The sequence below is a fragment of the Micromonospora musae genome (assembly GCF_003626545.1).
Taxonomy (GTDB): domain Bacteria; phylum Actinomycetota; class Actinomycetes; order Mycobacteriales; family Micromonosporaceae; genus Micromonospora; species Micromonospora musae.
The window spans coordinates 102,301-114,127 of sequence record NZ_RAZS01000009.1 but is presented as its reverse complement, the minus strand read 5'-3'; the positions used below and the strand labels follow the sequence as shown (position 1 = coordinate 114,127).

The following is an 11,827-nucleotide window of genomic DNA, read 5'->3' as shown; positions in this document are numbered from 1 at the left end:
GGCGGCGACACCGGCCGGACGGCGGTGAGCGTGGTCGGCGGGTCGAGAATGACCGCGGGCCCGGCGACGAAGGGGGACGGTCGATGACGGCACTGCGGGTCGAGACGTTGGACACCACTGTGGTGGCACCCGCCGACCGCTTCGCGCTCTGGGTGGAGATGGCCGACCGCGTCTCCGCGCCCGTCGCCTTCACCAGCGACCACGCCGCCGACTTCCGCGGGCACGCCCGGATGATCGACCTCGGTGGCATCGAGCTCACCCGGTTCCGCTACCAGTCCCTGATCGGCCACCGGACACCACGCCTGATCCGACAGGCGGACCCGGAGGTCTACCAGATCGCCCTGGCGACGAGCGGCAGCTGCGCGATCAGCGCGAGCCGGCGGGACACCGCCGTCCCGGTCGGCGACTTCACGCTCGTCGACTGGGGCCGGCCGCACGACCTCGAGCACGTCGGAGCAGCCGACGGACTCACCCCGGCGGCCTCGGTGACCGCTGTCATCCCCCGGGCACTGCTGCCGCTCGCCGCCGACAAGGTGGACCGGCTCACCGCCGCGCGGCTGTGCGGGTCGGCGGGCCCCGGCGCGCTGCTGGCGCAGCACCTGCACCGCATCACCCGCCACCCCGAACAGTTCGGGACCACCGACGCGCCGTACCTGGCCGACGTCACCCTCAGCCTGGTCTCCGCCCTGCTCGCCCGCCACCTCGACGCCGAGGACGAACTCCCCACCGACGTACGCCAGCGGGCGCTGCTCGCGACGGTGCGTGACTTCCTCGAACGCCACCTCGACGATCCGCAGCTCAGCCCGCAGGTCGTCGCGGACGCGCACCACATCTCCCTCCGAACACTGCACCGGCTCTTCCAGACCGAGGACGACACCGTCGCTGCGACGATCCGCCGACGACGCCTGGAACGGTGCCGCCGTGACCTCGCCGACCCGCTGCTGCGCCACCGGCCGGTCCATCTCATCGGGCGGCGTTGGGGCCTCACCGACCGGGCGCACTTCAGCCGGGCGTTCCGCGCCGCCTACGGCCTCGGCCCGCAGGCCTACCGCGCCTCCGTCGGCTCGCTCCACTGACCTTCGGCGCGGATTGGCACGGACAGTCAACCCACACGGCGCCGACAGTCAAGCCGAGGACGGCAGACTGGCCCCCGAGTGGCCGGCGACGGGGGTCCGGCCGCCAACGGGGGCCGTGGCGTGCGCCCGCCGCCCTGCGGTGGCGGCGGGTCGCCGCCTCGGTGACCGCCGAACGCTCCGGCTCCGTCGCCTCCCCCCAGGACCGGGGACGGAGCCGGTCAGGCCTCCTCCAGCAGCTCCAGCACCGCCAGCTCGGCCTTCTCGCGCGGCGCGCCCGGATCCACGGTCACCACGACCCCGTCGTGGTAGAGGTCCACCACCCGCGGGTCCACGTAGGAGGTACGGGCCACCGTCGGGGTGTTGCCGAGCAGCTCGGCCACTCCCCGCATCACCCCGGCCACCGCGCGCCGCCGCCCCGTGAGAGAGCGCGCCGGCTCCGCCGCGGCCAGCTCGATCGCGGCCAGCACGGTGGCGTGCCAGGTCCGGAAGTCCTTCGCGGTCATCTCCCCGCCGCTGGCGTCGCGCAGGTACCCGTTGATCTCGTCGGCGCGGACGTCCCGCCAGTCCTGCCCGTCCCAGTAGCCGAAGAGACGCTCGGCGCCCCGTCGACGCCGACGTAGGTTCGTCAGCACCCGGCACAGCTCCGGATCCTCGACGAGGCGCACCTGCTCGATCCCGCCCTTCGCCGGGAACTCGAAGATCACGCACCCGCGCCGCGTACGGGCGTGCTCGGGACGCAGCGTCGACACCCCGAAGGTCGGGTCGTCCCCGGCCGCGTACTGGTCGTTGCCGACCCGGAACGCCCCCATGTCGAGCAGCCGGGCCACCGTGGCGAGCACCCGGTCGCGGTTCAGCCCGCGTCCGTCGAGGTCCCGGCCGACCCGCGCTCGCAACGTCGGCAGTCGCCGCGCCACCTCCAGCACGTGGTCGAACTTCGCCTCGTCGCGCTTCTCCCGCCAGGTCGGGTGGTAGAGGTACTGCTTGCGTCCCGCCGCGTCCACGCCGGTGGCCTGGATGTGCCCGTTCGGCCACGGGCAGATCCACACGTCCCGCCAGGCCGGCGGCACGACCAGGGCCCGGAGCCGGGCCAGCTCGTCCGGGTCCCGCACCGGGTCACCGGCCGGGTTCAGGAAGAGCCAGCCGGTGCCGCGCCGCCGCCGCCGGTACCCCGGCCGACCTGGATCGCTACGCCGTAACCGCACCGGACTCCCGCTCCACCTCGTCCACGGCGGCCGAGACCTCCTCGACCCCGAGGGCCGTCAATGACGGGTGGCTTCCTACCCCGTCCCAGCTGGGCCAATCCCGCTCCCCGGCCCAGATCACCCGATGCCGGGGCCGGTCCGGCGGCGGCCCCCAGACCGCCGGTGGCACGGGGCCGAAGAGCACCACCGACGGGGTCGCGAAGCCGGTCGCCAGGTGCGCCACCCCGGTGTCCCCGCTCACCACCACCCGGGCGTACGCCACCAGGGCGGCCAGCTCCCGCAGCCCCGTACGGCCGGCGAGCACCGCGTCGGCGGGCAGCCCGGCGCGCACGGCCACCCGAACGGCCAGCTCCCGTTCGTCGGGCGAACCGGTGAGCACCACCCGATGGCCCCGCGCCGTGAGCCCCCGCGCCAGCGCGGCGAACCGGTCGGCCGGCCAGCGCTTCCCGACGATCTTCGAGCCGGGGTGCAGCACGCTCACCCCGGTCGGCACGCCGGCCGACGGGGGCCGGCGCAGCGTCAGGTCGCACCGGTCGGCGGGGATGCCGTACCACTCCAGCAGCCGGCACCAGCGCCGCACCTCGTGCTCGGACTCGTCCCACGCCGGCCCGTCGGCGAACCCGGCCGACGGGTTGCCGAAGCCGAGCAGTCGGCCGGGTCGGACGGCGGCGAGCATCCGGTGCGACTGCGGGCCCCGCCCGTGCAGGTTCACCGCCAGCCGCGGCGGCGCCCCGGCCCAGCCCATCCGGCCCAGCCCCGGGGTGTCGACCAGCCGGTCGACGCCGCCGACCAGCTCGACGAGCGGCGCCAGCCAGGCCGGCGCGGCGAGCACCAGCTCCCGGTCGGGGTGGGCGGCCCGCAGCGCACGCAACGCCGGGACGGCGGTGGCCAGGTCGCCGACGCCGAGCGCGCGCAGCACGAGGATCACGGGTAGGACGACTCCTGCTCGGCGCAGACCACCATCTCCCGTACCGCGCAGCCGGGCGGCTGGGCCAGCGCGAACATGACCGCCGCCGCGGTGTCGGCCGGATCGTTGAGCACCGCGTCCGGCCCCGGGCGGTACTGGGCGTCGCGCTCGTCGAAGAAGGCGGTACGCATACCGCCAGGGACGAGCAGGGTGACACCGACCGCGCCGGCGAGCTCCGCGGCGAGCGCCCGGGTGAAGCCCACCACCCCGAACTTCGCCGCGCAGTACGCGGTGGCGTCGCTGACCGCCTTCACGCCGAGCGTCGAGGCGACCGTGACGACGGTGCCGCGGGAGGCCTCCAAATAGGGCAGCGCGGCCCTGATCACCGCCGCCGTGGCGAGCAGGTCCACGGCGATGATCCGCTCCCAGGTCTCGGCCGGCACGTCGGCCAGCCGCCCCGGCACGTCCCACCCGGCGGCGGTCACCACCGCGTCCAGACCGCCGGAGCGCTCGGCGAGCTGCCGGGTGGCCGCCTCGGCGGCCCGGGTGTCGGCCAGGTCGCACTCGACCCACGGCACCCCGTCACCGGGCGGCTGCCGGTCGATCACCAGCGGTCGGCCGCCGGAGCGGGCCACCGCCGCCACCACCGCCGCGCCCAGTCCGCTCGACCCGCCGGTGACCAGGACGGTGGTTCCGGCCCCGGCCGGCGCGGCCGTCATCGCGTCCGCTCCACGGTCGCCGCCGACGCTGCCGTGGACCAGTCGACCCCGGCGGCCGGGGTGCCGGCGAACCGGCCGCCCGCGCGAGCCGCGGCGATCATGTCGGTGGTGGAGCGCCCCTCCAGGTACGGCACCACCACCGTGTGACCACCCCACCGCCGCAGGATCTCCGCCTCGGGCAGTGCGGGATCGTCACCGACGCCGGTGGCGTAGTCGCCGCCCTTGACCCAGACGTCCGGACGCAGCCAGGTGAGCGCCGCGTGCGGCGTCGGCTCGTCGAAGATCATGACGCCGTCCACACAGCTCAACGCCGCCAGCAGCCGGCTCCGGTCGCCCTGCGCGACCACCGGCCGGTCCGGCCCCTTCAACCCGGCCACGCTGGCGTCCGAGTTCAGGCAGACGATCAGGCAGTCGCCGAGCTTCCGGGCCGCCTGCAACGTCGCCACGTGCCCGGCGTGCAGCAGGTCGAAGCAGCCCCCGGTGGCCACCACCGTGCCACCCGCCGCGCGCACCTCGGCGAGGAGCGCGGCCACCTCGGCGAGGCCGACGCGTTCCCCGCCCGGACCGGAGACCGTGCCCGGCTGCGGACGCGCCGGCGGCGGCAACGCGGCCGCCACTCCCCCGGCCGCCACGTACGCGGAGGCCTCGGCGACCGCCTCCTGCACCGCCTCGGACACCAGTGCGCCCCGGGCCAGGGCGAGACCGGCGGCGACCGCGAACCGGTCACCCGCACCGCAGGTGTCCCCCTCGGCGTTGCTCGGCGCCGACACCACGAGCGGCGTCGAATCGGTGTGGCAGAGCAGCGCGCCGTCCCCGCCGAGGGTCACCGCGACCGCGCCCGCCCGCCACCGTCGACGCAGCCCCTGCGCGCCGCGCGAGGCGGTGGCGAGCCGGGTCGCCCCGGGCAGCGCCGGAATCAACTCCCGCGCCTCGGACTCGTTCGGGGTGGCCAGCTGCACGCCGGGCACCGCGGCCGGGCCACGCGGATGCGGGTCCCACACCACCGGCGCCCGCGTCGCGGCCAGCGCCGCGCGCAGCGCCGGCTGCCGGGCCACCCCACGGCCGTAGTCGCTGACCAGGACGGCGGAGGCGTTCGCGATGACCCGCAGCACCGCCTCGGCCGGCTCGCCCGGCTCACCCGGAACACCGCCGCGGTCGTGGCGCAGCAGCACCCGGCCACCGGCCCGCAGCCGGATCTTCTCCGGCGTGGCCCCGGCCAGCGGCAGCGCGTACACCTGGACACCAGCGGCGGTCAGCAGCGCGCTCAACCGGGCCCCGCCGGCGTCGTCGGCGAGCGCGGTCACCAGCACCACCTCGGCGCCCTGGGCGGCGGCGAAGACCGCGGCCAGGCCCGCCCCGCCGGGCCGGTCGACGTACCCGGTCTCGTCGAGCACCGGCACCGGCGAGTCCGGACAGAGCCGGTTGACCACCCCCTCGACGTCCCGATCGAGCAGGGTGTCACCGATCACCACGACGGGTCCCGTCACGCTTGCCCCCTCATCCTCGCGCCTGCACCTGTTGCCCGGCCCCGCCGTCGAGCACCACCTCCACCCCGGCGTGCACGCTCCCCCGCCGCGCCGGCCCGTCGACGGCCACGCCGGTCACCCCGGCCAGCGCGGCCGGCAGCGCCTGGTCGACGTACTCGCAGAGCAGGTGGCTGGAGACCAGGTGCAGCTCCTGCACCACCTGGCTGTCCGGGGAGGCGACGGCGAGCGCCTCGTGACAGGCCTCGGCGAGCGGATTCGGGGCGGGGCCGGTGAAGGCCCAGCAGCTCAACCCGGCCTCGCGGCCCGCCTCGGCGGCCGCGAGCAGGTTGCGGCTGGCTCCGCTGGTCGACAGCAGCAGGAGGATGTCGCCGTCGCGCCCGTGCGCGCGTACCTGGCGGGCGAAGACCTCGTCGTAGCCGTAGTCGTTGGCGATGGCGGTGACGGCCGAGGTCTCGGCGTGCAGGGCGATGGCCGACAGGGGTTGCCGGTCGTCGCGGAGCTTGCCCACCAGTTCGGCGGTCAGATGCTGCGCCTCGGCGGCGCTACCGCCGTTCCCGGCCACCAGGAGTCGGCCACCGCCGACCAGCCGCCGGGCCAGCGTCTCACCCCACCGGGCGAGCAGCCGCTCGCACTCCCGGTACGGCAGCAGGGCGGCGGCCAGGTTCGCCAGGTGGGCGTCGAACGGCGAAGCCGGCATCAGGCCACCACCCCGGTCGGCCGGTGCACGGCGGCCACCTCGTCGTAGACCTCCGCCAGCCGCTCGGCGGTCGCCGCCCACGAGTAGCGCAGCCGGGCCCGTTCCTGAGCGGCCCGGGCGTACGAGAAACGGCGGATCCGGTCGTCGAGCAGCGCCTGGATCGCGGTGCCCAGGGCCCGCGGGTCCCGGGCCGGAACCAGGTCACCGGTGACCCCCTCGACCACGGTGTCCTTGAGCCCGCCCACCGCCGTGCCGATCACCGGCACCCCGCAGGCCATCGCCTCGAGCGGGGTGAGCCCGAACGGCTCGTACCAGGGGGCGGCGACCAGGACGTCCGCCGAGCGGTACCACCGCCCCATCTCCTCGCGGGGCACCGCGCCGACCAGACGCACCCGGTCGGCCACCCCGCAGGTGCCGGCGAGGGCGCGCAGCCGCCGGGCGTACGGGTCGCTCTCCAGCAGCCCGACCGGCGGACCACCCACCACCACACACTCGGCGTCGGGCACCAACGCCATCGCCCGGACCACGGTCTGGAAGCCCTTGCGCTCCACCAGCCGGCCGACGGTCAGGATCCGGGCCCGCCCCGGTTCCCGCTCGGCGGCGGGCCCGAGCGGGGCGAAGGTGCCCAGGTTCACCCCGGACGGGATCACCGTCATCCGGGACCGGGGCACCCCCATCCGGACCAGCTCCCCGACCTCGTCCTGGCACTGGGCGACCACCCGGTCCACCGAGCGGCCCAGCTCCCGCTCGTACGCCACCCGTCGGGCCGGGCTGGTGTCCTGGACCCCCTGGTAGCGGCGCTTCACGGTGCCGAGCGCGTGGTACGTCTGCACCACCGGCACCCCGGTCTGCCGGCCGGCGGCGAGCGCGGCGAGACCGCTCATCCAGAAGTGCGCGTGGACCACCTCGGGCGCCCAGTCACCACCCCGCCACCGCTCCACCAGCCAGCGGCTGAACTCCTTCATGTGCGGCAGCAGCGCGTCCTTGGCCAGCGGCTCCGCCGGTCCGGCCGGTACGTGCACCACGTCGTAGCCGTCGGGGCCGCGTACCGTGACCGGCAGGTCGACGGCGTCGCGCCGGGTGTACACCCGCACGTCGTGCCCGGCGGCCGCGAGCGCGGCGGAGAGCTCCGCGACATGCGTGTTCTGGCCACCGGCGTCCTCGCCGCCGAGGACGGCGAGCGGGCTGGCGTGCTCCGAGATCATCGCGATGCGCATACTTCCTCCTCCAGCAGCCGGTCCCAGTCGGCGAGGAAACGGTCGAGGCCGTACCGGTCGCGGGCCGCGGCCCGGGCGACCGAGCCCGCCCGCCGCGCGAGCGCCGGTTCGGCCATGAACCGGCGGGTGGTCTCCAGCAGCGTGTCGACGCGGGTGTCGAGGGCCCCCGCCCCCGGCGGTACGGCCATCACCGCCTCCGTGGTGGCGAGCGCGACGACCGGCATGCCGATCGACATCGCCTCGACGAGGCTGAGCCCGAGTGAGGTCCACCGGCACAGGTGCAGGTATGCGCGCCGCCGGGCCAGCTCCTCGTGCATCCGGGCCTGCGGCACGTCGTCGTGGCTGGTCACCCGCTCGGGCGGCAGCCCGAGCCGCTCGGCCAGCCCGGCCACCTTCATGCCGTAGACGTCCAGCGGGGCGATCTCGGCGAACCTCGGCAGCAGGTCGGTGCCGGTCACCCGCCAGCGGCGTACCGGCTCGTTGATCACGACGGCGAGCCGGTCGAGTTCGCCGGTGTACTCCACCGTCGGCGGCACGATGCCGTGGTCGATCACGGTGGTGCGGGTGCCCCCGGTGTCCCAGAAGAGCTCGTTGAACGCCGTGACGTGCGCGATGAGCAGGTCGTCGCGGTCGGCCATCGGGTGCCGGCTGTGCGGGACGTCGCCGTCCTTCGGGGTGTTGTGCTCGACGTAGACCGCGGGCACGTCCCGACCGGGGCGGCGACCCAGCCACTCCTCGGCGAGATCCAGCTCCTCGGGGCGCTGCACGATGACCACGTCGACGTCGGCTCCGGGCAGCTCCTCGGGGCCGACCTCGACCGCCGTCTCCGGCCAGGGGTAGGTACGGGCGCGGCCGAGGCCGTACGGGCCCCGGTCGGGAGTGGCCGGGACGAGGTAGCGGTGCCTGCCGTGCACGAACGCGGTGGTCCAGGAGCCGTGCACGTGCCAGAGCAGGATGTTCATCAGCCGCTCCCGCCCGTGGCGGTCACCGCCGCACCGGCCGCGTACGGTTCGGTCCGCGTGCTCCGGGCGGCCGTCGCGGTCGGACCGACCGTGGCCCGGGTGTCGTCCGCGACCACGTCGAGCAGCCGCAACGCCGTGAGCACCTCGGCCGGTTCGATCGTGGCCAGGCAGGGATGCCCGGGGACGGGGCAGTCGGCGGCCCGGGTGTCCCGGCAGCCGGCCGACGCGTCGCCGAGGCGGACGGTCGGCACCCGGTACGGGCCCCACTGTCCGAACGGGACGGTTGGGGCGAAGAGGCTCACCACCGGCACCCCGCAGGCCGCCGCCACGTGCGCCGGACCGGTGTTGCCGACGACCACCGCCGCCGCGTTCGCGATCACCCCGGCCAGCTCGGCGAGCCCGGTGCGACCGCCCAGGTCGAGGCCGGTGGGGCCGGCCACCGCCGCGGTCAGCTCCCGTTCCTGCGGCGTTCCGGTGACCACCAGCCGGTAGCCCGCGTCGGTGAGCGACCGTCCGATCCGGACGACGACCTCGGGCGGGCAGGCCCGGCTGGGCACCGACGATCCGGGGTGCAGCACGACGTAGCCCGGCGGCCCGAGCGAGGCCGGTGGCCGCGGCAGCGCGTCGGCGCGCAACCGGAGCACCGGCTGGTCGCCGTCCGGTAGGCCGTAGCCGGCCGCCGCGGCGAGGGAGAGGGCACGTTCGGCCTCGGGCACCCCGGCCGGGACGCGGTGCCGCAGATCGAGGAGGCTCCCGGGGTAGTCGTCGCTGATCGCGGCGACCCGCGGCACACCGGCCATACGCAGCAGCAGCGCCAGCGGCAGCGGCGACTGGTGGAACGAGGTGAAGACGATCGCCTCGTCGGCGCCGAGGGCGGCCAGCCGTGCCGTGAGCGTGTGCATGTCCTGCGGGGCCACCGGTCCCGGGGCGGGATCGATCCAGGGCAGCCGGTGCTCGACCAGCTCGTCGACGCCGGGCAGCAGGTCGGCGGCCGCCCGCCCACGCGGCCCGCAGAGCATCACCACCCGATCGGCGCCGGCCGCGACGGCCCGGATGGCCGGGCCGGTGACCAGTACGTCCCCCGCGGAGTCGGCCCGCACCACCAGCACCGTTCCCCGCCGGCCCGCGGTCGCGGTGCCCACGGGAGCGGCGGACCGCCCCACCGTCGTCGGCCACTCCGCCCGGACACCGAGTGCGTTGCCACGGGCGCGCCCCGGCCCGCTGCCGGGCGCGTCGCCGGACGTCGACCAGGGCGGAGCGTTCGGTACCACGGCCGCCTGCCGGCGCAGGATCTCGTCGACCGCCGCGGGCAGGTCGGGCGCGACCCACGGGGCGGCGGCGATCTCCTCGGGCCGGGTCACCGGTGTCGGCACCAGCACTCCGGCCGCGCCGGCCGCCAACGCCGCCGTCACGTCGCGGCCGATGTCCCCGACCATGACGCACCGGTCCGGGACCGTGCCGAGGTCGCGCGCCGCGGCGCGCACCAACCCCGGTGCCGGTTTACGGCAGCCGCACGCCTCCTCGTCGTCGTGGGGGCACACCTGCCACGTGTCGAAGGGCCCCAGCAACAGTTCGATCCGGGCGTGCACCGCCTCCATCTGGGCACGGGTGAACAAACCTCGCGCGAGGCCCGACTGGTTCGTCACCACCCCGAGCCGCAGGCCGGCGGCGCGCAGCCGATCCAGCGCGGCTCGCGCCCCGGTCACCGGCCGCACCTTCTCCGGATCACCGTTGTACGGGACGTCCTCGACCAACGTGCCGTCCCGGTCCAGCAGCACGGCGTCGAACAGGGCCGGCCCGGACGCGACCCGGTCAGCACCGGCAAAAACCTGGGCTGACCTGCGCTGATCCAGCTCGACCTGGTCCTGTCGCACGGGCGGCGGGTTCCCTGCGCCCCGAGGAGTAAACGTCAGCCTCGACGCGGTGGCAGCACACGCGTCCCACGGCCAACCCTCCGGCCGCCCGCGCACGCCTTACCCGTCGCCCCGGAGAAGCTAACCCGTCGGGACCGTTAGCCCCGGTCGGGGCGAGGGTATGAGGGGCCAGTGGCGATTGTGGAGAAAGTGATCGACGCGCCCCCGCAGCAGGTCTTCGACGTGCTCGCCGACGGGTGGACGTACAGCGACTGGGTGGTCGGCACCACGCACGTGCGTGACGTGGACGACCACTGGCCGCAGGTCGGCAGCCGACTGCACCACCGCGCCGGGCCGTGGCCGTTATCGCTCCAGGACGCCTCGACGGTGCTGCTCTGCGAGCCGCCGCACCGGCTGGTGCTGCGGGCCGGGCTCTGGCCGGCCGGTGAGGCGATCGTGACCTTCACTCTCGAACCGGTGGGCGAGGGCGCCACCCGGGTGCGGATCGGGGAGGAGTTCGCGGCGGGCCCGCTGCGCTGGGCGCGTAACAAGGTCAACGATCTGGTGCTGCATCTGCGCAACCGGGAGACCCTGGCCCGGCTCTCCGACATCGCGACCCGTCAGAAGGACCGGCGGTGACCCAGTCCGTGGTCGTCACGGGGGCGAGCGCGGGGGTGGGCCGGGCGGTCGCCCGCGCGTACGCGCAACGGGGTGCCCGGGTCGCGCTGATCGCCCGCGGTGAGGCGGGCCTGGCCGCCGCGGAACGGGACTGTCGTACGCGGGGGGCCGTCGACGTCCGCGCCTACCGGGTCGACGTGGCCGACGCCGGCGCGGTGCAGCAGGCCGCGGACGACGTGGTGCACCACTGGGGCACCATCGACGCCTGGGTCAACAACGCCATGGTCTCCGTCTTCGCTCCGGCGTGGGAGATCACCGCCCCCGAGTTCCGCCGGGTCACCGAGGTCAACTACCTGGGCACCGTGCACGGCACGCTCGCGGCGCTGCGCCACATGCGGGCGCACGGGCGGGGCGCGATCGTGCAGGTCGGGTCGGCGTTGGCCTATCGCGGCATTCCGCTGCAGTCGGCGTACTGCGCGTCGAAGCACGCCATTCAGGGCTTCAACGACTCACTGCGGGCGGAGCTGCTGCACGACTGCCCGGCGGTGTCACTGTCGATGGTTCAACTGCCCGCGCTGAACACTCCGCAGTTCTCCTGGGTGCGCACCCGCCTCCCGCGGCATCCGCAGCCGGTGCCGCCGATCTTCGCGCCGGAGGTCGCCGCCCGCGCGGTGCTGTGGGCCGCCGACCGCGGGGTGCGGGAGTTGAACGTGGGCGGGCCGACGTGGCAGGCCCGGCTCGGCGACATGTTCCTGCCGGGCCTGCTGGACCGCAAGCTGGCGCGCGACGGCTACGACAGCCAGCAGACCGAGACGCCGATCGACCGGGCGACCTGGCGGGACAACCTCGACCGTCCCGGCGACGACGAGCAGGATCACGGCGCCGACGGCATCTTCACCGACCAGGCCCGGCACCGGTCCGCCGCGCTCTGGGTGGACGTCCACAAGCGGGCTCTCTCCGGGCTGGCGCTGGCCGGGTTGACGCTCGCGCTCGCGGGTCTGGCCCGGCGCCGCCGCTGAGCCGCCGGAACGACCAGCGCCATCGATCGTTTCGAGAGTGGGCGAGCCCCCCGGCGCAACCCCCGATCGG

Annotated in this window: 11 protein-coding genes; 3 read left to right on the top strand and 8 right to left on the bottom strand. The window is 75.5% G+C overall.

The features are described 5' to 3' along the window. The first annotated feature begins 83 nt into the window (after window positions 1-83). Entirely contained in the window at window positions 84-1,076 is a 993-nt protein-coding gene (locus D7147_RS23735) for an AraC-like ligand-binding domain-containing protein (RefSeq protein WP_120681341.1), read from the top strand. A gap of 218 nt (window positions 1,077-1,294) precedes the next feature. On the opposite strand, the gene D7147_RS23730 is transcribed toward D7147_RS23735, so the two are convergent. The 8 genes from D7147_RS23730 to D7147_RS23695 are packed head-to-tail and all read right to left on the bottom strand — an operon-like array spanning window position 1,295 to window position 10,141. Then, window positions 1,295-2,278: a DNA topoisomerase IB gene (locus tag D7147_RS23730; protein ID WP_120681339.1), complete on the bottom strand. Its 984-nt coding sequence runs from the start codon at window positions 2,276-2,278 to the stop codon at window positions 1,295-1,297. Continuing rightward, on the bottom strand, window positions 2,262-3,206 hold the full coding sequence (locus D7147_RS23725; protein WP_120681337.1) for a glycosyltransferase family 9 protein: 945 nt from the start codon (window positions 3,204-3,206) through the stop codon (window positions 2,262-2,264). The genes D7147_RS23730 and D7147_RS23725 overlap by 17 nt, the downstream gene beginning before the upstream one ends. Then, a complete protein-coding gene (locus D7147_RS23720; protein WP_120681336.1) occupies window positions 3,203-3,904 on the bottom strand; it encodes an SDR family oxidoreductase in 702 nt (233 codons plus the stop codon). Before D7147_RS23720 ends, D7147_RS23725 begins: the two co-directional genes overlap by 4 nt. Continuing rightward, complete coding sequence (locus D7147_RS23715) at window positions 3,901-5,391, bottom strand: PfkB family carbohydrate kinase (RefSeq protein WP_120681334.1); 1,491 nt, start codon at window positions 5,389-5,391, stop codon at window positions 3,901-3,903. Before D7147_RS23715 ends, D7147_RS23720 begins: the two co-directional genes overlap by 4 nt. A gap of 10 nt (window positions 5,392-5,401) precedes the next feature. After that, window positions 5,402-6,091, bottom strand: coding sequence for a D-sedoheptulose-7-phosphate isomerase (locus D7147_RS23710; protein WP_120681621.1), 690 nt, complete (start codon window positions 6,089-6,091; stop codon window positions 5,402-5,404). Further along, window positions 6,088-7,305, bottom strand: coding sequence for a glycosyltransferase (locus D7147_RS23705; protein ID WP_120681332.1), 1,218 nt, complete (start codon window positions 7,303-7,305; stop codon window positions 6,088-6,090). Before D7147_RS23705 ends, D7147_RS23710 begins: the two co-directional genes overlap by 4 nt. Next, window positions 7,290-8,267 (bottom strand): glycosyltransferase, encoded by a 978-nt coding sequence (locus D7147_RS23700; protein ID WP_120681330.1) that lies wholly within the window; start codon window positions 8,265-8,267, stop codon window positions 7,290-7,292. The genes D7147_RS23705 and D7147_RS23700 overlap by 16 nt, the downstream gene beginning before the upstream one ends. Beyond that, window positions 8,267-10,141 carry an HAD-IIIA family hydrolase gene (locus tag D7147_RS23695; RefSeq protein WP_120681328.1) on the bottom strand — a complete coding sequence of 625 codons (1,875 nt, stop codon included), beginning with the start codon at window positions 10,139-10,141 and terminating at the stop codon, window positions 8,267-8,269. The genes D7147_RS23700 and D7147_RS23695 overlap by 1 nt, the downstream gene beginning before the upstream one ends. A gap of 171 nt (window positions 10,142-10,312) precedes the next feature. On the opposite strand from D7147_RS23695, the gene D7147_RS23690 reads away from it, so the two are divergent. Then, complete coding sequence (locus tag D7147_RS23690; RefSeq protein WP_120681326.1) at window positions 10,313-10,759, top strand: SRPBCC family protein; 447 nt, start codon at window positions 10,313-10,315, stop codon at window positions 10,757-10,759. Further along, complete coding sequence (locus tag D7147_RS23685) at window positions 10,756-11,757, top strand: SDR family oxidoreductase (RefSeq protein WP_120681324.1); 1,002 nt, start codon at window positions 10,756-10,758, stop codon at window positions 11,755-11,757. Before D7147_RS23690 ends, D7147_RS23685 begins: the two co-directional genes overlap by 4 nt. Window positions 11,758-11,827: the final 70 nt, after the last annotated feature.